Consider the following 22,130-nt stretch of genomic DNA (forward strand, 5'->3'; position numbering starts at 1 on the left):
CGGGGATCCGTCTGGGCCGCGCCGATAGACTTGGCGGCGACTTTCGCGAGGAGCCCTTTCATGACCGACACCCCCGTATCCGCCGACGCCGAGAACGCCGAAGACGACGTCTTCGAGCAGAAGTCCGTGCGTCTCGCCAAGCGGGAGCGGCTGCTCGCCGAGCGGGAGGATGCCGCGGGCGGCGCTTACCCCGTCAGCCTGCCGATCACCACGACCATCACCGCGCTGCGCGCTGAGTACGGTGACCTCGAGGCGGGCGCCGAAACCGGTGTGACCGCGGGCGTCGCCGGCCGAGTGGTGTTCAGCCGCAACACCGGCAAGCTCTGCTTCGCGAGCCTGCAGGCCGGAGACGGCAACCGCATCCAGGCGATGGTGTCCCTCGCGAGCGTCGGCGACGAGTCGCTCGCCGCATGGAAGGATCTCGTCGACCTCGGCGACCACGTGTTCGTCTCGGGGGAGGTCATCTCGAGCCGTCGCGGTGAGCTGTCGATCATGGTCTCGGAGTGGTCCATCGCCTCCAAGGCGGTCCTTCCGCTTCCGAACCTCTACACCGAGCTGAGTGAAGAGAGCCGCGTGCGCAGCCGGTTCCTCGACCTGATCGTGCGCGACCAGGCACGCGAGACGGTGATCGCCCGGGCGAAGGTCAACGCGAGTCTTCGATCGACCTTTTCGTCGCACGATTTCATCGAGGTCGAGACCCCCATGTTGCAGGTGCAGCACGGTGGTGCATCCGCGCGTCCGTTCATCACGCACTCGAACGCCTTCGACACCGACCTCTACTTGCGCATCGCGCCCGAGCTCTTCCTCAAGCGGGCCGTCGTCGGCGGAATCGAGCGGGTGTACGAGATCAACCGCAACTTCCGCAACGAAGGTGCCGACTCCACCCACAGCCCCGAGTTCGCAATGCTCGAGGCCTACCAGGCGTACAGCGACTACAACGGCATCGCAGACCTGACCCAAGAGCTCGTACAGAACGCTGCGATTGCGGTAGCCGGTTCGACGACGGTCACGTGGGCCGACGGCACCGAGTACGACCTGGGCGGCGAGTGGGACCGCATTTCGATGTACGACTCGTTGAGCGCCGCATCCGGGCGTGTGATCACCCCCGAGGCCACCGTCGACGAGCTGATCGCGTTCGCGGGCGAGGTGGACGTCGAGGTTCCCGACCACGCAACCCACGGCAAGCTCGTCGAAGAGCTCTGGGAGCACTTCGTCAAGCCCGGTTTGACCCGACCGACCTTCGTGATGGACTTCCCGCTCGATACGAGCCCTCTCGTGCGCGAGCACCGCACCATCGCGGGTGTGGTCGAGAAGTGGGATCTGTACGTGCGTGGCTTCGAACTGGCCACCGGATACTCCGAGCTCGTCGACCCGGTCATCCAGCGGGAGCGATTCGTCGAGCAGGCGAAGCTCGCCGCCCGTGGCGACCTCGAAGCGATGCGCATCGACGAGGAGTTCCTGCGCGCCCTCGAACACGGCATGCCCCCGACCGGCGGAATGGGGATGGGCATCGACCGCCTGCTCATGGCGATCACGGGACTCGGCATCCGCGAGACGATTCTCTTTCCGCTGGTCAAGTAACCCTGTCTCACCGGCGGAAAGCCCAGTCGGGCAGGTGCCCCGCGGCGACGAACGACCGCACGATCTCCGCCAGCCCGTGCTCGGGTTCGATCTCGCACGCTCGGCGCGCATAGACATCGGCGTGCGTGGACCTACCGAGGGCCCACGACAGCCAGGCCGCCGTCGCGTATGCGCCCGGTTGCGCCGACGGCGGGGTGGCGGCGGCGCACACGCGCACGACGTCGAGCACCTGGGACAGGCGCGCCGCATCCGGTCGCTCACCCTCTCCCCACACCCGCATCGCAAGATGCGTCGGGTACTCCTCCCCGGCTTCCCACCGCAACTGCCCGTCCAGTGCTTCGTCGCCCGCCGACATGCCCTCGCTCCACTGGACGAGTGCGATGTCTCGCAGCGCCGGTCGACGCAGGCACCATGCGAGCGCCGCGAGGTCGTAGGCGGTGACGGATGCGGCATTCCACCCGGTGACGCTCTCGAAGAACTCGGGGAGATCGTCGAGCCGGCAGACGGCTGCGAGGGCTTGGGGGTCCACGCGCGTCGAGGCGGGATCGAAGCGACAGGAGTCGACCGCGGACGCGAGTCCACCTGCCGCTTCGGGGCCGCACAGGATGCGGACGGCATCGCCGAATGCCTCGAGAGCCGAGTCGGTCGCCTCGGTCAAGGCTTCATCGACCTCCGGCAACGTCGCGCCGGCCTGCTGGTCGCCGGCCTCGTCGTCGTGGCCGAGATCCGCGACGCTGCGCGGTGCGGCATCCTCATAGAACGACCCCCAGACTTCCGGCGTGACCGTGAGCAGATCGACGACCCGCAAGCCGCACGCGTCGGCGCGTACCTCGATCGCCGTCGAGAGGTCGGCGTGCGGGAGTTCGGTACCGACAGCGGGGTCGTCGGTGAACGCGATGGCAGCGAGGCCGTCGGCGCGCTCCAACCGGCACACCATGCCGATGATCGTCGCCGCGAAGCGGTCGACTTCGGCGTCGGCGCCGGGCAGATCGAAGCGCATCGCGCCGAGCGACGTCGACCCGTCGAAGGGGATGACGACCAGACTCTGCCGCGGGCGAAACCCGAGCATCCGCGGGACGAGGGAGAGGAACTGTGCGGCATCCGCCGCTTTCACGATCGATGACATGGCCCGAGCGTCGTCGCCGCGAGAGGGGTGTGGCGGACGGAAGGACGTGTAGTCAGAAAAGTCGATTCAGATCGCAGCTTGTGGAGAGCTTCTTGCACGCGGGTCGTGTGGAAGCCGACGCCGAGCGCGGCGGTGCCTGTCGCGAACCGAGACGGGGCGACGTCACGGAGGACCGGGGGACGACCGGCGCCGGCAGACGACGTATCCTGGAGCGATGGACGAGTATTGGGTCGCGGTCATCTGGTCGCTGTTGCCCACCGTCGTCGTCAGCGCGATCTTCTTCTTCGTGTTGCGCAGCGTGATCCGCGCCGACCGCAACGAGCGCCGCAACTATGCACGCATCGAGGCCCAGGAACGCGCCAAGATGGGCATGCCGCCGCGCGATGCAGACCCTGCGGTCGAGCCCAGTTCACCGGCATCCCCGTGACTTCGGCGCAGGGGCAGTGCGCGCATCGTCACCGCTGTCCATCCCTGCCACTACGCTGGGCACGACCCCACGCGCCACAGGAGAGCCGATGCAGCTGAACGTCACCGTCGACTGGACGTGGTGGGTCATCCTCGTCTTCATCGTCGACCTCGTCGTGCGCATCACCGCGATCATCGTCGTGCCGCGAAACCGGCGCCCCACCGCGGCGATGGCGTGGTTGCTGGCGATCTACTTCATCCCGTTCGTCGGGGTCTTCCTGTTCCTCCTCATCGGAAACCCCCGGCTGCCTCGCAAACGCCGGCGCCGTCAGGAGCAGATCAACGACTACATCCGTGAGACGAGCGAGAGCCTCGACTTCGGCACGCTGCGTCCCAACGCCCCCGCATGGTTCACTTCCTTGGTGACTCTCAACCGCAACCTCGGGGCGATGCCGCTGGCCGGCGACAACGCCGCGAGCCTCATCTCCGACTATCAGCAGAGCCTCGACGCGATGGCCGACGAGATCCGTCAGGCGACGCACTACGTGCACGTCGAGTTCTACATCCTGCAGTCCGACGAGTCGACCGACAACTTCTTCCGCGCCCTCGAAGAGGTCGCGGCGCGTGGCGTCGTCGTGCGGGTGCTCATGGACCACTGGGCCAATCGCGGCAAGCCGTATTACAAGCAGACGATGCGTCGCCTCGACGCGATGGGCGCGCAATGGCGCCTCATGCTGCCTGTGCAGCCGTTGAAGGGCAAGTATCAGCGTCCCGATCTGCGCAATCACCGCAAGCTCCTCGTGGTGGACGGGCGCGTCGCGTTCACGGGGTCGCAGAACGTGACCGACTCGACCTACAACCTGCCCAAGAACATCCGCCGCGGGCTTCATTGGGTCGACCTCATGGCACGCGTCGAGGGGCCCGTCGTCGCATCCGTCAACGCGGTCTTCTTGTCCGACTGGTACAGCGAGACCAACGAGGTCTTGACGGATGAGATCGACCTGTTCGATGTGAAGGCCGGACCGGGTGACCTGGACTGCCAGATCGTGCCGTCCGGTCCGGGTTTCGAGTTCCAGAACAACCTCAAGCTGTTCGCGGCGCTCCTGTACGCCGCGGAGCGCGAGATCATCATCGTCAGCCCCTACTTCGTGCCCGATGAGTCGCTCCTGCTGGCGATCACGACGGCCTGTCAGCGTGGCGTCCGGGTGGAACTGTTCGTATCCGAAGAAGGCGACCAGGCGCTCGTCTACCACGCACAGCGCAGCTATTACGAGGCGCTGCTGCGCGCGGGCGTGAAGATCTGGATGTACCAGAAGCCGTACATCCTGCACTCGAAGTCGATGACGATCGATGACGAAGCCGCGATCATCGGGTCCAGCAACATGGACATGCGCTCGTTCGGTCTGAACCTCGAAATCTCCATGCTCGTGCGTGGCGAGGAGTTCGTGCGCGAGATGCGAGTCGTCGAGCAGAACTATCGCGAGCTCAGCCGCGAGCTCACCCTCGAAGAATGGTCGCAGCAGCCACTGCGCTCGACCGTGCTCGACAACCTCGCGCGGTTGACGTCGGCGCTCCAGTAGGAATTGGGCACATTCGCGGATATTCGTGACTCGAGCGTGACCGCGCGAGCAAGATTCTCACCGCGCGTGCGACACGATAGAGATGACGGATGCCGCGGCATCCGCGGATCTGTCTGTCACCCCCGAACGAAGGATCAGTCATGAAGTACCGTGCCCTCGCCGCCACCGCGCTCGCCGCCGTCGCCGCGCTCACGCTGAGCGCCTGCGCGACCGGCACGTTGGTCGACCCTGACTCGAACGGTCAGGAAGTGCCCGGGGGCGACGGCACGGAGCGGGCCCTCGTCGAAGCCGCCTGGCTCGACGATGGCCGCATCATCGGCATCGTGACCGAGGGGTCGTCGACGTGTGTGCCCGAGGCGGGCGAAGTCACCCTCGACGGCACGAAGCTCGATGTCGTGCTGACCGAACCGGACGAGGGCACGCCCTGCACGATGGATCTGGCGCCCCGCGTGTCGCTGGTCGACGTGCCCGACGGAGTGGACCCGCAGCAAGACCTCGAGATCTCGGTCACCGGGGCGGGCTTCGAAGGCGGCGTCACGCTGTCGGGTGTCGAGGGGCTTTCGCCCGAGGGTCCGTCCGATCTCACGCCCAGCGCGGGCTGGACGAACCTCAACGGCATCTTCGTCGTGCTCCTGTGGGGCTCGTCGTCGTGCCCCGAGTACATCACCGCCACCGAAGTGACCGGCACGGCATCCGTCACCGCGTCGCTGTCGGGCCTGCCCGCCGACAAGGCCTGCACGATGGACCTCGCCAGCAACCCGCAGATTGCCTTCGCTGACGGCCTGCAGGGCGTCGAAGACGTCGAGCTCACCCTCGAGGCCCCGACCGCGGATGCGGTCACCATTCCGATCCGCGGCGCCAACAACCCCGTCATCCCGGCCGGCTGACCTGCCGGGCGGGCCTGGCGTCCGCGGTGGTCACGGCATCGGCGGGCGTCTGCCGTAGCTGACGTGCGTCCGGGCTTGTCGTCGTGCCCTCGGGCTTGCCGTCGTTCGGAGTTTTGCCGTCGTTCGGGGCGATCGGCAGAAGTTTCGCCGAACGACGGGTGATTTCCGCGCGAGCGGATGGCGCCGAGGTGGCACGGCCCGTGACATACCGGTAGCCCCGCACGCTGACAGATGCCGGGCAGGCGGCTTCAGTGCCCGTCGGCGCGGACGAGCAGCTCGCCGATCTCGCAGTCCAGCACCCGGCAGATCGCCGAGAGGGTCGAGTAGCGGATCGCGCGGGCGCGGTCGTTCTTGAGGATCGAGAGGTTCACGATCGAGACTCCGACGAGCTCCGACAGTCGCGTCAGTGTCATCCCGCGCTCTGTCAGCAGTTCGTCGAGGCGGCAGTGGATGCCGGTGGGCCCATCCTCTTCGACGTCTGCGGGGCTCATACGAGACCTCTCGTGTCGTGCTGCATCCGTCGCCCGCGGTCGAAGACCTGTGCCAGCATCGCCACGGCGAGCGCTACGACCCACACGATGAGCGTCGGGATGAAGTCAAGGAGATGCATGCCGTCGTACGGAACGCCGAGAGCGCGATACGCGCCGCTACGGGCGAAGGCGTCGGCGAGCGCCGCGAGGCCGGGGCCGATGAACAACACCGCGCCGATGAAGTTCAGCGTCCGGACCGTCACGCGCGAGAAGAACTGCGCCGATCGGATTGCGAACGCGAGGCGGACCAGCGCGAAGAGCACGGTCAGAGCGGTCGCAGCGGTGAAGAGGATGGATGCCACGAACGCCGCCATCGCAGGTGTCGCGATCTCGGCCACGAGCACGGTTGCCTCGGTGATCACGTACACGTCGGGTGCGCCGCTGCCATCGAGCTCAAGGCTCGCGGTGTCCGCGACGACAGGCATCGAGACGGCGACGCCACTGGGGGAGGCCAGATCGACGATGTTGACTGTGGCGACGATCACGCAGCACAGTGCGGCGAGAGACGCGAACACGATGACATCGAGGACGCCGCGAACGCCGGAGTCCTGCGGGGTGATCCGGCTCATCACACGAGGCCCTTCGTGTCGCGCTGCAGGCGGTCGCCGACGGTGAAGACCGTGATTGCCAGCGAGATGATGAAGCCGAGGCCGAGGAGTTGGACGGGGCTCGCTGAGAGGATCACGTTGTCGAACGTGCGATCCGAGATCCACGCGAAGGCGCCGTTCGCGCCCATGTTGCCGAAGAACGGCGCCGCGGCCACGCCGACGAAGCCCGCGATCCCCGCCGTCGCGACGAGCGTCGTGTTGCCGCGGCTGAACACCTGTCCGCGCAGCGTGTTCCACATCAGCATCAGCAGGCAGAAGACCACGACGGCCACCGCCGCGACGATCACGACCTGCTCGATCACGAGCGCGCCGACGGATGCCACGGGTAGCTCGGGTGCGACGAGCCAGGCGGTGTCGAGCTCGATTTCGACGGGGGTGCCGTCGGGGCCGATGGGAGCATCGGCCGGGGTGCCGGCGAACTGGGCGAAGACCCGAACGCCGTCGTTGGCGACGACCTCCACGATGCGGATGACGGCGGTCACGGTCGTCGCAACGACGAGCGCGATGCCGAGCAGGGCGTAGAAAGCCATACCCACGGCATCCCAGCGAGAAACGGTTCGTGTGCGGGGAGGGGAGGACATGCCGACTCCTTATCGAAGATCGTTGTTATCGAATAGCGCTAACATAACGAAGAACGATATGTCGTGCAAGAGCCGCGGTAGCGTCAGCGTCACGGCCGAGGGCGTATGCCGACGGCGAACACGGGCATACCGGCATCCGTGCGTCGTTACGCTCTCTGTAGGCGCCCGAAGTGCGTCCAGCCGGAGGTGTGAAGATGTTCGAGAGATTCACGGATCGTGCCCGTCGCGTGGTTGTGCTCGCCCAAGAAGAGGCGAAGATGCTCAACCACAACTACATCGGTACCGAGCACATCCTGCTCGGACTCATCCACGAGGGTGAGGGAGTCGCCGCCAAGGCGCTCGAATCCCTCGGCATCTCGCTCGACGCGGTGCGCGAGCAGGTGCAGGACATCATCGGCCAGGGCCAGCAGCAGCCGACGGGGCACATCCCGTTCACGCCGCGCGCCAAGAAGGTCCTCGAGCTGAGCCTTCGCGAAGCGCTGCAGCTCGGCCACAACTACATCGGCACCGAGCACATCCTGCTGGGGCTCATCCGCGAGGGTGAAGGCGTCGCAGCCCAGGTGCTCGTCAAGCTCGGCGCTGACCTGAACAAGGTGCGCCAGCAGGTCATCCAGCTGCTGAGCGGCTACCAGGGCAAGGAACCCGCGGGCGTCGCCGCCGGCGCCGGCGAGCAGCAGGCGCAGGGCGCGCAGGGCGGATCAGCGGTGCTCGACCAGTTCGGCCGCAACCTCACCCAGGCTGCCCGCGACAACAAGCTCGACCCGGTCATCGGGCGCGAGAAGGAGATCGAGCGGGTCATGCAGATCCTCTCGCGTCGCTCCAAGAACAACCCGGTGCTGATCGGTGAACCCGGTGTCGGAAAGACCGCCGTCGTCGAGGGCCTTGCGCAGGCGATCGTCAAGAACGATGTGCCCGAGACCCTCAAGGACAAGCAGGTCTACTCGCTCGACCTGGGTTCGCTCATCGCAGGTTCCCGCTACCGCGGCGACTTCGAAGAGCGTCTCAAGAAGGTCACGAAAGAGATCCGCACGCGCGGTGACATCATCGTCTTCATCGACGAGATCCACACGCTCGTCGGTGCCGGTGCCGCCGAGGGCGCGATCGACGCCGCGTCGATCCTCAAGCCCCTGCTCGCCCGCGGCGAACTGCAGACGATCGGTGCGACGACGCTCGACGAGTACCGCAAGCACTTCGAGAAGGATGCCGCGCTCGAGCGCCGCTTCCAGCCGATCCAGGTCGCCGAACCGGCGCTGCCGCACGCGATCAACATCCTCAAGGGACTGCGCGACCGCTACGAGGCGCACCACAAGGTGCAGATCACGGACGGCGCGATCGTCGCGGCGGCGAACCTCGCCGACCGGTACATCTCCGACCGCTTCTTGCCTGACAAGGCCATCGACCTGATCGACGAAGCCGGCGCCCGTCTGCGCCTGTCGATCCTGTCGAGCCCGCCCGAGTTGCGCGAGTTCGACGAGAAGATCGCCGACGTGCGCAGCCAGAAGGAAGTCGCCTCCGAGGAGCAGGACTTCGAGAAGGCGGCGGCGCTGCGCGACGAAGAGAAGTCGCTGCTGGCCGAGCGTCTGCGTCTGGAGAAGCAGTGGAAGTCGGGCGACGTCGCGACCCACGCGGTCGTCGACGAGGGTCTGATCGCCGAGGTTCTCGCGCAGGCCACCGGCATCCCGGTCTTCAAGCTGACAGAAGAGGAATCGAGCCGCCTCGTCTTCATGGAGAAGGCCCTGCACCAGCGGGTCATCGGCCAAGAAGAAGCGATCGCGGCCCTGTCGAAGACGATCCGTCGTCAGCGCGCCGGGCTGAAGGACCCCAAGCGCCCGTCGGGCTCGTTCATCTTCGCCGGCCCGACCGGTGTCGGAAAGACCGAGCTCGCCAAGGCGCTCGCCGAGTTCCTGTTCGACGACGAGGCCGCGCTGATCTCGCTCGACATGTCGGAGTTCGGTGAGAAGCACACCGTCTCGCGCCTGTTCGGTGCCCCTCCCGGGTTCGTCGGCTTCGAAGAGGGCGGCCAGCTCACCGAGAAGGTGCGCCGCAAGCCGTTCTCGGTCGTGCTGTTCGACGAGATCGAGAAGGCCCACCCCGACATCTTCAACTCCTTGTTGCAGATCCTCGAAGAGGGGCGTCTGACCGACGGTCAGGGGCGCGTGATCGACTTCAAGAACACGGTCATCATCATGACGACGAACCTCGGATCGCAGGCGATCGCCGGCGGACCGGTCGGGTTCCAGGTCGAAGGCAGTGCCGCGACCAGCTACGAGCGGATGAAGGGCAAGGTCGACGAAGAGCTCAAGCGCAACTTCAAGCCCGAGTTCCTCAACCGTCTCGACGACGTCATCGTCTTCCCGCAGCTGTCCAAGGACGAACTGCGTCAGATCGTGGGCCTGTTCACCAAGCGTCTGGCCGAGCGTCTGCTCGACCGTGATATGACGGTGGAACTGACGGATGCGGCAAAGGACAAGCTCATCGAGATCGGCTTCGACCCGACGCTCGGCGCACGTCCGTTGCGTCGTGCCATGCAGCGTGAAGTCGAAGACCGTCTCAGCGAGAAGATCCTGCACGGCGAGCTGAACGCCGGTGACCACGTGCTGGTCGACGTCGAGAGCGGTGAGTTCACGTTCGAGCACGGCCCGCGCGGCGAGAAGGTCGCGATCGGTGTCGCCGCCGGCGAGATCACCGCGACGCCCGACATCACCGCGAGTTCCTGACTCGGCGCTTCCGAGCTGACCCAGCGCTGAACGATACGAAGAGCGGATGCCGCGGCATCCGCTCTTCGTCGTTTCACGAGGTGCGAGCGAACTCGCTCTCGGGGGCGACGTCGACCGAGACGTTCAGAGTCGACGTCTTCGCCTTGGTGACGATGATGCCCTTGACCGGTGAGACGTCGCCGTAGTCGCGCCCCCAGGCGACCGTGATGTAGCGGTCGTTGGCCCACTGGTCGTTGGTCGGATCGACCGCGAGCCACTCGCCAGAGCCCGGCACCCACACCGCCACCCAGGCGTGTGAGGCGTCTGCGCCGACGATGCGTTCCTTGCCGGGTGGGGGCTGAGTCGCCAGGTATCCGCTGACATACCGCGCGGCGACGCCGTGGGCGCGCAGGCCCGCGAGCATGAGGTGAGCGAAGTCCTGGCACACCCCCGCGCGCGTCCTCATGACGTCGGCGACGGTGCTGGTGACGGTGGTGGCTGTGCCGTCGTAGGCGAAGTCGGCGTGGATGCGACGCATCAAGTCGGTGACCGCCTCGCCCAGCGGGCGTCCCGGCGTGAGCGATTGTGCGGCGTACTCGGTCGCCGCGTCGACGTGCGCAGCGCGCGGCGACGGCAACGCATACTCGGTCGCCTCCCACGCATCCCGCGCGGTCGTGTCGACGAGGGGTCGCGCGCACTCCCACGGCGCCTGCAACGCCTCGTCGTCGTAGACGGGCGCTGAAACCTCCACATCGCTGATCGCTGCGATCTCGAGGGAGGAATGCGGATGGGTGAGGTGGAAGTAGGTCGTGGCGTTGCCGAAGTGGTCGACGTCGCGGTTGAGGTCGTCAGGATGCGGGGTGACCGTCACGTCGCTGGAGGTGACCTGTTGCCACGGCAAGGTGCGGGGGACGAGGTGGAATAAGCCGACGCTGTCTTGCACCGGGCCGCTGTACGTGTACGACGTGCGGTGCGTCACGCGGTACTTCATGCGCGGGCTCCCATCGTTTCGACCAGCGACAGCGCGGCCAGCGACAAGGGGGGCGGTCCGCTCTCGAAGTACTGACGGGCGACCGCGCCGCCGAGGCGTTCGAGCTGGCCGGTCATCTCGGCGAGGAAAGCGGCCAGGTGCGGACGTTCCGCGTCGTCGGCCCGCACGAGCGCATCGAGGTCGACGGTGTCGAGGGACTGCTCGAGCTGGCCGAGCAGACGTTCGGCACGTGTCGACCCGGTGGATGCCGGGAGCGCCGCCAGGTGCTCTCGCAGCTCGGCGAGAGCGAACGCGACCGAGCGTGGGTTGCCACGGTCGAGCAGGAGGAGGTCAAGGGTGTCGGTGAGCCGGACGGCGCGCCGGTAGCGGCGCCGGTGGGTGACGATGCTCTCGCCGGCCGTGAGGACCGCATCCCACACGTCACGATCGGCGCGGAGCGTGCGCCGCTCGGTCGTCGTGGCGGTGAGCAGGTGGCAGACCTGCAACGAGCGCTCGAGGAACCGTCCGGCTTCGATCATGTGCCAACCGTCGTCACGGATCATGTTGGCTGTGACGCCGTAGAGCGAGAGAAGCGCCGTGAGCATGCGCCCAGCGGACTCGGCGGATCGGTGCGCACGGGGTGAGGCGTGGAGGGCGCGGACGGCGCGCTCGACGTTGGCGAACACCCGCCACGTGTCGCCGGAGAGCTGGTCGCGGACCCCTTCGAACGATTCACGCAGGCGCGCGATCGAGTGCGCGGCCGACCCGGCACGTGACCGGTCGAGCAGGAGCGAGCGGAACTCGGCATCGGGAGACCCGGCGCCCGGACCGGCGAGGCGTTCGAGCGCGGTGAGCAGAGCCCGGGCGCCTTCGTCGAGTCGCCCGGCGCGGACGGCGCTCCCAGCGTCGTTGTCGAGCTGTTCGTGGGTGGCGAGCAAGAGCCGCAAGAGATCTTCGGCGCGTTCGGCGTAGCGTCCCGCCCAGAACATATCGGCGAGGGCGCGCGGCACGAGCGGCGGAACGGTGCGCGACACGTCGATCGGCGCGACTTCGGGGAGGCCCTGATCGGGGTCTGCCTCGTCGTCCTTCAGCACCCAGACATCCTTCGTCGTCGGAGCCCCGAACGGGTCTTCGCGGACGGATGCGAGACCGCCGACGAGCGGCCGGTACGCCGATCCGTACCGCAGCGTGAAGCCCCGCATCACGACCGGACGGCCGGTCGCGCGCTCGCCGCCGTCCCAGACCGGCACGTGTGAGAGGGGGAGCAGATCCTGCCCGACGAACAGGTGCGGCGCGGCGAGGACGCGGTCGGTGATCTGGTCGGCCGACAGGCCCGACATCGACGAGCGGGACTCGTCGATCTGCCGCACCATCAGCCCCGGATCTCCATCGCGTAGCCGTGCGAGGACCGATGCGCGTGCCTCGGGATCGCCGCACCACCAGGTCGTCACCGACGGCAGGCGCAGTTGCTCTCCGAGGAGCAACTCGCACGCGGCGGGCATGAACGGCAGGAGCGCGGGGTTCTCGAGGATGCCGGCGCCGAGCCCGTTGACGAGCGTCACCCGACCGCGTCGAGCGGCCTCGGTGAGACCGGCGACGCCGAGGCGGCTGTCGCCCCGCAGCTCGAGGGGATCACACCACTCCGCGTCGACCCGGCGCAGGATCACATCGACCCGCTGCGACGGCGCCCGCTTGGGCCAGCCGGCCGGCTTCATCCACACCCAGCCGTCGCGCACGACGAGGTCGCTGCCCTGCACGAGCGGGAAGCCAAGCACGTTGGCAAGGAACGCCTGGTCGAACGCAGTCTCGGAGTGCGGCCCGGGGGTGAGGATCACGACATTCGGCTCGGTGACCTCCTCGCCCGCGGCGGCGAGAAGCGCTTCGCGGAGGGCGGCATAGTAGGGCTCCATGCGGTGCAGATCGCCCTCGTGGTAGAGGTCGGTGAGCACCTGGGAGATGACGCGGCGGTTTTGCAGCGCGTATCCGAGCCCCGACGGTGCCTGCACGCGGTCGGCGAGCACGCGCCACTCGCCGTTGGCGTCACGACCGAGATCGGTGCCCGACAGCAGCAGTGGCTGTGTGTCGTAGTTCGTCGAACGGGCGAGCGGCCGGGCGAAGCCGGAGTGTCCGAAGATGACGGATGCCGGAATCGTCCCGGACGACAGCAATCGCTGCGGTCCGTACAGGTCGGTGAGGACCGCGTTGAGCAGCTCGGCGCGTTGCGCGAGTCCGACCTCCAGACGCGCCCAGCTCGCGGCATCCAGAACGAGAGGAACGGGGTCGAGCTGCCAGGGCTGAGACCCGGTGCCGTGGTTGACATAGGTGACACCCTCATCGGCGAGAAACCGCATGATCTCACCGTCGACTCGCCGCAGCTCGTCGGGAGTCAATCCCAACGCGAGCGACGCCATCGTGCGCCAGGCGGGCCGCAGACTTCCATCGGCGTCGACCACCTCGTCGTAGGGGGTCGCGGCATCCGTCGTCTCGAACGACAGTGTCGGCTGCGACACCGCCGCCGCATAGTCCCGCAGCACGCTCACGCTCGCGGTACCCCCTCACTTCCAGCGTCCGCGGATGCGCGATCCCCGGGATGTTCCACATCGTACGCGGAACCGAGGTGTGCCCGCCCACCACCCCTGCCTGTCCCGCTCCGGCTTCGGGCACGGACCGGGCGTAATGTGGGTGCGATGAGCGACTTCTCCGTCCGGGCCGCGCGCGCGAGCGATGTGCGCGGCATCCAGTCGATGCTCGAACCCCTCGTGCAGCGACGGATCCTGCTCGGCAAAGACCTCGTGGTGCTCTATGAGGCGCTCCAGCAGTTCGTGGTCGCCGAAGACGAACGTGGGCGGGTCATCGGATGCGGGGCGTTGCACGTCATGTGGGAAGACCTCGGTGAGGTGCGCACTCTCATCGTCGCTGATGACTGGTTGCACCGAGGTGTGGGGCGACAGATCGTCGAGCGCCTCGAAGCGAACGCGCGCGAGCTCGGACTGACACGCCTGTTCTGCTTGACGTTCGAGGTCGACTTCTTCGCGCGACGAGGATTCTCTGTCATCGGGGAACAGGTCGTCGACGCCGACGTGTACTCCCAGCTCGTCCGCAGCCCCGACGAGGGCATCGCCGAGTTCCTCGATCTCGCGCACGTCAAACCGAACACGCTCGGCAACACACGGATGCTGAAGAACCTCGCATAGCGGGCGCGCCCTGCAAGGCACCCGCATCGACCCGCTTACCCTGGGACCATGAGCGGATCGAACCCTCGCCGACGGCACTCACCCGCCGTGTATCGGCGTCGCCGGATCGTGCTCGTGCTGATCCTGCTGGCGATCATCGCGGTGATCTGGTTGCTGATCGCCCAGCCGTGGCGGGGGAGCGCGAGCGACGCATCCTCCGCGCAACCGGAGCAGACACAGGCCGCGGCGACCTCGCTTCCCGCGCCCGGCGACGACGCGGCGTCGGCGACCGCCGCGCCGGAAGAGACGACGGATGCCGAGGCCACCCCGAGCGCATCGGCGTGCGCGCACAACGACATCCTGGTCGAGGCCGTGTCCGACCAGGACTCGTACGGTTCGGGAGTCGAGCCGCAGCTGTCGATTCGCGTGACGAACGACGGCGAAGAGGACTGCACGCTCAACGTGGGGACGACGACGCAGGTCTTCACCGTCACCAGCGGCAACGACACCTGGTGGAGATCGACGGACTGCCAGACCGAGCCCAGCGACATGGTCGTGACTCTCGCCGCAGGCCAGACCGTCGAGAGCGCGACTCCGGTTGTGTGGGACCGTACACGTTCGGCGGTGGGCACGTGCGATGATGCCAATCGGCCGGCAGCGCCCGGTGGTGGTGCGTCGTACCACGTCACCGTCGAGATCGGCGGCGTTTCCTCTGCCGGATCGAAGCAGATCCTCCTATACTGAAGGTCCCCCCGAGTCATTCGCGCTGTCGCGCAATGAATCAGTCAGTGCCGTCTGTCCCCCAAAAAGGGGACAGACAAATTGTTGCGCCTGCGCATACTCTTTTCTTAGCTCCCGTCGTGGCTTCGGCACGTTGTCCCCCAGCAACGAATCGTCCCCCAGCGAGTGCCGGTCATACGAACGACAATCGGTGAGCGACGTCGGCCCTCTCGGGGTCGGTCCGAACGGACCGACCCGAGGGGGCCAGATTCGTCTCCGGTGTCCCGCCCTCCGGCGTTGCGCGGGGTCGCGGTTACGCTGGAGCGATGGCCAAGAAGCGCGCGAAGAAGGAACCGCTCGAGTTCCGCAACACCCAACTGGCCGATGCCTTGCAGACGCAGGACATGGCGGCTGTGGCGTTCGCGTTGCGGCACGGGCCGACGGTGGTTCCGCTCATGAAGCCGGGTGCGCGCGACAACCCGCTCGACGTCGGCGAGATCTGGACCTACCGAGACCCGAACACCGCTGAGGTCGCGCTTTTGCTGTTCAGCGACGCGACCAACAAGCCCGAGGCGCTGCCGCCGGCTGTGGCTTTGCAGTCGCCAGCCGCCCTCCGCGCGCTGCTGGGGGCCCACGGCGACGAGATCACGACGGTGTTCCTCGACATAGCGGGGCCGCATCCCATGCAGGCGACCCCGGCTGACATCATCGCCGCGCTCGACGCGTAGCCTCGCGGCCGCTGGCGGGCCGCGCGCGTCCGGTGCCGCGGGCGGGCCGCGCGCGTGCTGACGGTTGCTCCCGCCCCGTACCCACTTCCCGTCCACCTGTTCGCAGGTCGCCAATGTACGGCGACGGTCCGGCGACCCGTACATGTGCGACCGGCGAAGCCGGAGGCGGATGTCGGGTGCGCCCTACCTGAGGCGGATGTCGGGTGCGCCCTACCCGAGGTTCAGTGGTCGCGAATGTGCGCCGACGGTCCCACGACGCGCACATGTGCGACCAGTGAAGCCGGGACAACGCCCCGACGAACCCGGCCTCGATGCCGCGAGACTCACTCTTGGCGGCGAGAATCGGTTGCTCCGGGTGAGTCTCGCCGCCAGAAGCGGTTCTCGCGGGCAGTGAGTGAGAGCGAGCGGCGGGTGCGCGCGCGGGTGCGGGGTGGAGTGCGGGCAGCGCAGCGACGGTCCGCCGACAGCTCGGCGGGAGGGTGTGCCGGGATGCGGCAGGCCGTGCCCGCGCGCGTGCGCGACGGATGCGGCAGACCACCCCGGCGGGCGCGCGTCAGGGAGCGGTCAGAATCCGGGGGCGTCGTCGCCGGGGGAGGAGCGGACGCGCAGCCGCACATCGGACAGCGCTCCGCGCAGGGTGCACGAGCGGTTGTCGATGACGTCGCGATAGCCCAGCCGGGCTCCCTCAGAGCGGCGTTGCGCCGCCTGGGTCACGGGTCGGACCTCGCCCGTGAGGCTCAGCTCGCCGACCGCGGCCAGGGTGCGGGGGGTCGCCTGGTTGCGCAGCGCGCCGGCAACGGCGATCGCGATCGCGAGGTCGGCAGCGGGCTCGGTGAAGCGCACGCCGCCGACGGTCGACACGTAGACGTCTTGGTCGCTCGTGACGATGTCGGCGCGGCGTTCGAGCACGGCCAGCACCATCGCGACACGCGCCGCGTCCACGCCGTTGACGATGCGGCGCGGGTTCGGTGCGCCGGTCTTGATCGTCAAGGCCTGCACCTCGACGGGAAGAGCCCGCCGGCCCTCAAGCGAGATGGCGACGCACGTGCCGGGCTGCGGGTCGCCGTGGCCGAGGAACAGCGCGCTGGGGTCGGGGACCTCGGCAATGCCGGCGCCGGTCATGTCGAAGCATCCGACTTCATCGGTCGGGCCGAACCGGTTCTTCAGCGCGCGCACGAAGCGCAGCGACGTTTGCCTGTCGCCCTCGAAGTGACAGACGACGTCGACGAGATGTTCGAGCACGCGGGGGCCGGCGACGGTTCCGTCTTTCGTGACGTGGCCGACGATGATCGTCGGGAGGGCGCGGTCCTTCGCGACGCGGATGAGTGTGGAGGCCACCTCCCGCACCTGGGACGGATGCCCGGCAACCCCGTCGGACAGCGCGGAGGACACCGTCTGCACCGAGTCGACGATCAGCAGGTCGGGTTCGACGTGGTCGACGTGCCCGAGGATCGTCGCGAGGTCGGTCTCGCTCGCGAGGTAGAGCCCGTCGTGCAGTGCTCCGGTGCGTTCGGCGCGCAGGCGCACTTGCGCGGTCGATTCTTCGGCGCTGGCGTACAACACGCGTCGCCCCGCGCGGGCGGCTTGCGCGGCGACCTCGAGCAGCAACGTGGACTTACCGACCCCCGGTTCGCCCGAAAGCAGCACGGCGGCGCCGGCGACGAGACCGCCGCCCAACACTCGGTCGAACTCGCCCACGCCCGTGGTGCGCCGGGGAGCATCCGTCGTATCGATCTGCGTGATCGGCAGCGCGGCGCTCGAGGGCGCAGCCGCCGCCACTCGACGCGTGATGCCTGTCGGTTCAGCGGCCTCGACGACCGTGCCCCACTGCTGGCATTCGCCGCACCGGCCCGCCCACTTGAGGGTCGTCCAGCCGCATTCGGTGCACTTGAACGGCGCTGTCTGGGTGGATCTGCGCGTCGCCATTCCGTCAGCGTACGCCGGGGCTGCGACACTCTCGCGCGGACACCGCGGAAGAATCGGATGCCGTCACCCGGGCGGGTGCGGCATCCGATTGGTGAAGCAGAGAATCAGCCCCGCAGAGACGACGCGACGTCGCGCAGCGCCGATGCCGATGCGTGGAACAGATCGAGCTCGTGCGGGTCGAACGACGTCTCGCGGATCGGGACCGCCCCCTTCGCCGACACGATCGACGGCACCGACAGGGCGACCCCGTCGACGCCGTGGAAATCGTGCAGCACCGGTGAGACGGGCATGACCGCGTGCTCGTCCTTGAGGATCGCCTCGATGATGCGGGCGCTCGTGATGCCGATCGCGTAGTTGGTCGCACCCTTGCCCTGGATGACCTTGTACGCCGCGTCGCGGACGTCGATCGCGATCTGGTCGAGCTCGTCCTTCGTCATGCGGTCGCCGCGCGGCGTCACCCAATCGAGGATCGGGACGGTGCCGATCGTGGCCTTCGACCACAGCGGGAATTCGGTATCGCCGTGCTCGCCGACGATGTACGCGTGGACGCTCGTCGGGGCGACACCGGCGCGCTCGGCGAGCTTCCAGCGCAGCCGCGAGGTGTCCAGCACGGTGCCCGAGGCGAAGATCCGCTCGGGTGGCAGCCCCGTCTCTTCTTGCGCGAGCACCGTGAGCACGTCGCACGGGTTGGTCACGAGTACATACACGGCATCGGGCGCGACGCTCAGCAGCTGAGGCATCATCGACTTCATGATCCCGGCGTTCACACCTGCGAGTTCGATGCGGGTCTGCCCCGGACGCTGCTTCGCCCCCGCCGTGATGACGACGACATGCGAGCCTTCGACCACCGAGAGGTCGCTGCCACCTGAGATGTCACTCGACCCGGTGAACTGGGTGCCGTGGGCAAGGTCGAGCACTTCGGCTTCGACCTTCTCCGTGGCGATGTCATAGAGGGCGACGTGGCGCGCGGATCCACGGATGAGCGCGGCGTATGCGGCGCTTGAGCCGACGCTGCCGGCTCCGACGATGGTGACTTTCGAGTTCTCGATGGCTGCCATGGTCGACAGTCTGGCAGGGGCGGATGCCGGTCGCACACGTTCGTCGGCGATTGGGCACGAGTCCGCGCCTGGTGAGCGTCACGCGTGCTCGCGCGCGGGGTTTCGGATGCCGAGAAACGACACGACGCCGCCGGCGACGAGCAGGATGGCGGTGACGATCGCGGCGCGGTGGAACCCCTCGAGGTCGAGCTCTCCGCCGAGGATCGGCGCCAGCAGGGCGATCGCGACGAGCCCGGCCACGCGCGAGACGGCGTTGTTGACGGCGGATGCGATACCCGACCGGGTGCTGTCGATCGACCCGAGGATGGTCGATGTCAGCGGGGTGACGGTGAGCGAGAGGCCGAGGCCGAAGACGATCATGCTCGGGAACACCTGCCACCAGTACGAGAAATCGGCGGCGACGGTGAGGAGCAGGAGTGAGCCGACGCCCATCAGTACAGGGCCGACGGTCATGAACACGCGCGGACCCCAATGCCCGGCAAGGTCGCCGACCCTCGAACTGAGCAGAATCATGAGGATCGTGATGGGCAGACTCGCCAGGCCGGCGAGGGTCGCGGTGAGCCCGGCGCTCTGCTGCAGGTACACCGCGACGACGAATCCGTTGAGCGAGAGCGCGGCGTAGACGAAGACCGTCGCGACGTTTCCGGTCCAGAAGTTGCGGACGCGGAAGAGATCCAGCGGCAGGATGGGGGCGCGTACGGTGCGCTGGCGCAGCAGGAACCCCAGGAACAGCAGCGCCCCGCCGCCGAGCGGCACCCAGGTCGCAGGCGAGGACCATCCGAGATTCGGTTGCTCGATGAGCGCGAACACCATGGCTCCGAGCCCGAGCGTGCACATGATCGCGCCGAGCCAGTCGATCGAGGCGTCTGGTCGGCGGATGTCGCGCACGTTCGCGCGGACCATCAACCAGAGGGCCACGCCGATCGGCAGCACGTTCACGAGGAAGGCGAAGCGCCACGAAAGGTAGTCGGTGAAAAGGCCGCCGGCAACGGGGCCGACGACCATCGCGCCGGTCGTGAGCGCGGTCCAGGTTCCGATCGCCCGCGCCTGTGCCGGCCCGTGGAACGTCGATGTGATGAGCGCGAGCGAACTGGGGACGAGGAACGCCCCCGCGGCTCCTTGCAGAGCTCGGGCGACGATCAGGAACTCAGCGGTGGGCGCCGCTGCGATCGCGACCGAGGCGATGCCGAACCCGATGAGTCCGATTCGGAGCACCAGCATCCGCCCGTACGCATCGCTCACCGACCCCGCGACGAGAATCAACGCGCCGAGCGTGATGAGGTAGGAGTCGACCACCCACTGCTGCGTCGAGAGGCCCCCGCCGAGCTCGTTGCGGATCGCCGGGAGCGCGACGTTCACGACCGTGCCGTCGAGGAACGCGACGAACGATGCCAGTACGGCGATCGACAGCACGAGGCGCTGGTTGGTGGTGGTGTCCGGCACGGAGTCCACCGTATGCCGGTGGAAGGTTTTTGTCCCTGGGATGCCGTGCAGCCGTGAGGCCGGGCAGTCGGGCGATTCGCGGCATCCGCGCGTGTGACGTACACTCTTCTGCGGTGACGTGTCCGAGCGGCCGAAGGTGCAACTCTCGAAAAGTTGTGTAGGGTAACCCCCTACCGTGGGTTCAAATCCCACCGTCACCGCCACAGAAAACCCCCGCAGATCCCTTGTAAACATGCAGATCCCTTGTAAACATTGGGATCGCGGGGGTTTTGCTTTCCTCAGGTAGCGGCGTCGATTACATTCCGACTACATCGCGCGCGAGGATCACGAGTCGGTCCCGAGCAGACGGGGATGGGGTCCAAGACCGCCCATCGTTGAGCGGCTCTCCTACGCGGGCGTCGGAGAGCGTCTTTGGTCGCGCAGGTATTGGCCGGGCGTGGTGTTGGTGGCGACTCGGAATTCGTTGGTGAGGTGCGCTTGGTCGACGTATCCAAGCTCCGTCGCTATTCGAGCGATTTCTGACCCCGGCTCCGAGAGTCGGCGGACGACTTCCTGGAGTCTGATGCGTCGAGCGACGTCGTTGGGTCCTCGTCCGACTGTTTGTTGCAGCGCTCGTTGCAGCGTGCGCTCGCTTGTGCCCAGAGCGGTCGCAATCTCCCGGCCTCGCCGCACCTGAGGATCGGAAATCACCGCATCCAGCGCAGCGTTCGCGAGTAGGTGTGTGGGGGTCGGGGGTCGTTCGCGGATCATCTCCCGAATGAGCGCGTCCGCCCGTTCGGCGCGATCCTCGTCAGGTGTTCCCGACACAGCCGTGACGAACGCGTGGGCTCTCGCGTCGAGCTGGGTTGTCAGCGACTGCTCGGGCGTCAACACCGTGGCGTTCAGGTCCGAGAGCACGGCAAGTCCCGCCGGACGCAAGCGGATAGCGAACACAGATCCGCGGCCGACGATCCTGCGGTTCCACGCCTTCGGGTGAGGTGAGGACACGACGAACGGCGCCGGCACGTCGCCCTGCTCGATACTGAAGGTGACGGCGGGGAAGTCGATGATGCGCTGATCCACGGACTCCTCCGCGGCAAGGTTCCAACGCACGGTCCAGTACGTGTCGACCACTGCACGAACATCGTGCGCGGGCCGGATCCACGCGGCAGCGAACCGAGAAAGGTTCTCTGGCGTGAGAACACCGGATCGCTCCGATGTGGCGATCGTCCGGACGCGTGAGCGGCTCATGTGACGCAATTCTCCAATACCGGCCGCCGATGGACCACGCACACTGGTCGGGTGAGCACGACGAACTACTACAACACGTTTATCCAGGTCGCACCGGACTGTCCGACGAACACCCCGAAGGTGCCGCCAGTCACCACGACCCCGACGGTCGCCGCGTTGCAGTACCGGCTGATCGTGGAACGCCCGTACACGCTGACATCCGATGACATCATCTTCGGCGTCGTTGCAATTCGCGCCGACATACCGGGTAGTGAGCTCGAGGCCGAACGCGCCCGCTTCTTCTCGAAAGGTCAGCCGTGCATGCGCGCATCCGCGCTGTCCAAACGGTACGGGTGGGGCACTCATCACGATGCGCAGGGCCGCGTGGCCCTGTACGGAGTTGGTACCCCCGAGTATGAGCGCCTCGCCGCGGACCCACAGATCACTCAGAAGCTGGCTATGCGGTCGTCCCGCGCATGAATCAGACTCTCGGAGAGGTCACGTGGTGGGCGGTCGCTCTTGCGGCACTGGCGTACTTCGCGCTCGGCGCCGCATGGTTCACACCCCTCTTCGGCGCCGCCTGGGATCGATCGATCGGTCATGACCGGTCCGCCTCGAAGGGCAGATTCCCGACTTCGTACTACATCGTTCCGCTGGTCGGCGCTGTCGTCACGGCCGTTGCGATCACGGTCGTCATCGTGCTTATTCCGGCCACAGGGCCGCTGATCGGCACGGGCATTGGTGCGATCGTTGGTCTTGCCATTGCCGCCGCAACTCTCACCAACGCGCTCACGCCACACACTCCCAAGCCCTATCTCTTCGCCGCTATCACCGGCGGCTACCACCTCATCGGATGCACTATCGCAGGCCTCATCATCGGCGCCCTCGGCACCTAGGATCCACGATCAC

The 22,130-nt window shown here is 67.4% G+C and carries 20 protein-coding genes and 1 tRNA gene; 11 read left to right on the plus strand and 10 right to left on the minus strand.

Features of this window, described 5'->3' with window-relative positions; translation table 11 throughout:
- Positions 1–60: 60 nt before the first annotated feature.
- Complete coding sequence (lysS, locus tag ACFQZV_RS03625) at positions 61–1,581, plus strand: lysine--tRNA ligase (RefSeq protein WP_378750765.1); 1,521 nt, start codon at positions 61–63, stop codon at positions 1,579–1,581.
- A gap of 7 nt (positions 1,582–1,588) precedes the next feature.
- Here lysS and ACFQZV_RS03630 read toward each other — a convergent pair whose 3' ends face one another.
- Complete coding sequence (locus ACFQZV_RS03630) at positions 1,589–2,707, minus strand: DUF4192 family protein (RefSeq protein WP_378750764.1); 1,119 nt, start codon at positions 2,705–2,707, stop codon at positions 1,589–1,591.
- 214 nt (positions 2,708–2,921) lie between these two features.
- On the opposite strand from ACFQZV_RS03630, the gene ACFQZV_RS03635 reads away from it, so the two are divergent.
- From ACFQZV_RS03635 to ACFQZV_RS03645, 3 genes are all read left to right on the plus strand, one after another.
- On the plus strand, positions 2,922–3,134 hold the full coding sequence (locus ACFQZV_RS03635) for a hypothetical protein (RefSeq protein ID WP_378750763.1): 213 nt from the start codon (positions 2,922–2,924) through the stop codon (positions 3,132–3,134).
- Positions 3,135–3,222: 88 nt separating this feature from the next.
- Positions 3,223–4,692: a cardiolipin synthase gene (cls, locus tag ACFQZV_RS03640; RefSeq protein ID WP_378750762.1), complete on the plus strand. Its 1,470-nt coding sequence runs from the start codon at positions 3,223–3,225 to the stop codon at positions 4,690–4,692.
- A gap of 140 nt (positions 4,693–4,832) precedes the next feature.
- Positions 4,833–5,579 carry a hypothetical protein gene (locus ACFQZV_RS03645; RefSeq protein WP_378750761.1) on the plus strand — a complete coding sequence of 249 codons (747 nt, stop codon included), beginning with the start codon at positions 4,833–4,835 and terminating at the stop codon, positions 5,577–5,579.
- Between the two features lie 248 nt (positions 5,580–5,827).
- Here the strand turns inward: ACFQZV_RS03645 and ACFQZV_RS03650 are convergent, their stop codons facing one another.
- Genes ACFQZV_RS03650 through ACFQZV_RS03660 form a run of 3 tightly spaced genes read right to left on the minus strand, consistent with a single transcriptional unit; the run spans position 5,828 to position 7,298 of the window.
- The gene (locus ACFQZV_RS03650) at positions 5,828–6,070 is read right to left on the minus strand and encodes a helix-turn-helix domain-containing protein (RefSeq protein WP_378750760.1); all 243 of its coding nucleotides are present in this window, start codon (positions 6,068–6,070) and stop codon (positions 5,828–5,830) included.
- The gene (locus ACFQZV_RS03655; protein ID WP_378750758.1) at positions 6,067–6,678 is read right to left on the minus strand and encodes a DUF2975 domain-containing protein; all 612 of its coding nucleotides are present in this window, start codon (positions 6,676–6,678) and stop codon (positions 6,067–6,069) included. Before ACFQZV_RS03655 ends, ACFQZV_RS03650 begins: the two co-directional genes overlap by 4 nt.
- Positions 6,678–7,298 carry a hypothetical protein gene (locus ACFQZV_RS03660; RefSeq protein WP_378750756.1) on the minus strand — a complete coding sequence of 207 codons (621 nt, stop codon included), beginning with the start codon at positions 7,296–7,298 and terminating at the stop codon, positions 6,678–6,680. Before ACFQZV_RS03660 ends, ACFQZV_RS03655 begins: the two co-directional genes overlap by 1 nt.
- A 194-nt stretch (positions 7,299–7,492) precedes the next feature.
- On the opposite strand from ACFQZV_RS03660, the gene ACFQZV_RS03665 reads away from it, so the two are divergent.
- Positions 7,493–10,015, plus strand: coding sequence for an ATP-dependent Clp protease ATP-binding subunit (locus ACFQZV_RS03665; protein ID WP_378750754.1), 2,523 nt, complete (start codon positions 7,493–7,495; stop codon positions 10,013–10,015).
- Positions 10,016–10,088: 73 nt separating this feature from the next.
- Here the strand turns inward: ACFQZV_RS03665 and ACFQZV_RS03670 are convergent, their stop codons facing one another.
- Together ACFQZV_RS03670 and ACFQZV_RS03675 are read right to left on the minus strand one after the other, a co-directional pair.
- The gene (locus tag ACFQZV_RS03670; protein ID WP_378750752.1) at positions 10,089–10,985 is read right to left on the minus strand and encodes a transglutaminase family protein; all 897 of its coding nucleotides are present in this window, start codon (positions 10,983–10,985) and stop codon (positions 10,089–10,091) included.
- Positions 10,982–13,504 carry a circularly permuted type 2 ATP-grasp protein gene (locus ACFQZV_RS03675; RefSeq protein ID WP_378750750.1) on the minus strand — a complete coding sequence of 841 codons (2,523 nt, stop codon included), beginning with the start codon at positions 13,502–13,504 and terminating at the stop codon, positions 10,982–10,984. Before ACFQZV_RS03675 ends, ACFQZV_RS03670 begins: the two co-directional genes overlap by 4 nt.
- Before the next feature lie 147 nt (positions 13,505–13,651).
- Here ACFQZV_RS03675 and ACFQZV_RS03680 point away from each other — a divergent pair, with 147 nt between their 5' ends.
- From ACFQZV_RS03680 to ACFQZV_RS03690, 3 genes are all read left to right on the plus strand, one after another.
- Positions 13,652–14,158 carry an amino-acid N-acetyltransferase gene (locus tag ACFQZV_RS03680; RefSeq protein ID WP_378750748.1) on the plus strand — a complete coding sequence of 169 codons (507 nt, stop codon included), beginning with the start codon at positions 13,652–13,654 and terminating at the stop codon, positions 14,156–14,158.
- A gap of 48 nt (positions 14,159–14,206) precedes the next feature.
- The gene (locus tag ACFQZV_RS03685) at positions 14,207–14,881 is read left to right on the plus strand and encodes a hypothetical protein (protein WP_378750746.1); all 675 of its coding nucleotides are present in this window, start codon (positions 14,207–14,209) and stop codon (positions 14,879–14,881) included.
- A gap of 302 nt (positions 14,882–15,183) precedes the next feature.
- Positions 15,184–15,585, plus strand: a complete 402-nt coding sequence (locus ACFQZV_RS03690) for a dehydrogenase (RefSeq protein WP_378750744.1) — start codon at positions 15,184–15,186, stop codon at positions 15,583–15,585.
- Between the two features lie 564 nt (positions 15,586–16,149).
- Here ACFQZV_RS03690 and radA read toward each other — a convergent pair.
- From radA to ACFQZV_RS03705, 3 genes are all read right to left on the minus strand, one after another.
- Positions 16,150–17,511 (minus strand): DNA repair protein RadA, encoded by a 1,362-nt coding sequence (radA, locus tag ACFQZV_RS03695; protein ID WP_378750742.1) that lies wholly within the window; start codon positions 17,509–17,511, stop codon positions 16,150–16,152.
- 104 nt (positions 17,512–17,615) lie between these two features.
- Positions 17,616–18,569: an L-lactate dehydrogenase gene (locus tag ACFQZV_RS03700; protein ID WP_378750740.1), complete on the minus strand. Its 954-nt coding sequence runs from the start codon at positions 18,567–18,569 to the stop codon at positions 17,616–17,618.
- A 78-nt stretch (positions 18,570–18,647) separates the two neighbouring features.
- Positions 18,648–20,012, minus strand: a complete 1,365-nt coding sequence (locus ACFQZV_RS03705; RefSeq protein ID WP_378750738.1) for an MFS transporter — start codon at positions 20,010–20,012, stop codon at positions 18,648–18,650.
- A 112-nt stretch (positions 20,013–20,124) separates the two neighbouring features.
- On the opposite strand from ACFQZV_RS03705, the gene ACFQZV_RS03710 reads away from it, so the two are divergent.
- Positions 20,125–20,215 (plus strand) — tRNA-Ser (locus ACFQZV_RS03710).
- Between the two features lie 184 nt (positions 20,216–20,399).
- On the opposite strand, the gene ACFQZV_RS03715 is transcribed toward ACFQZV_RS03710, so the two are convergent.
- A complete protein-coding gene (locus ACFQZV_RS03715) occupies positions 20,400–21,242 on the minus strand; it encodes a helix-turn-helix domain-containing protein (RefSeq protein WP_378750736.1) in 843 nt (280 codons plus the stop codon).
- 51 nt (positions 21,243–21,293) lie between these two features.
- Here ACFQZV_RS03715 and ACFQZV_RS03720 point away from each other — a divergent pair, with 51 nt between their 5' ends.
- Entirely contained in the window at positions 21,294–21,701 is a 408-nt protein-coding gene (locus ACFQZV_RS03720; RefSeq protein ID WP_378750734.1) for a DUF6157 family protein, read from the plus strand.
- Entirely contained in the window at positions 21,698–22,117 is a 420-nt protein-coding gene (locus tag ACFQZV_RS03725; RefSeq protein ID WP_378750732.1) for a DUF1761 domain-containing protein, read from the plus strand. Before ACFQZV_RS03720 ends, ACFQZV_RS03725 begins: the two co-directional genes overlap by 4 nt.
- Positions 22,118–22,130: the final 13 nt, after the last annotated feature.

Origin of the sequence: Microbacterium koreense, from assembly GCF_042677105.1 — a bacterium.
In the GTDB taxonomy this organism is placed as follows: Bacteria; Actinomycetota; Actinomycetes; order Actinomycetales; family Microbacteriaceae; genus Microbacterium; species Microbacterium koreense.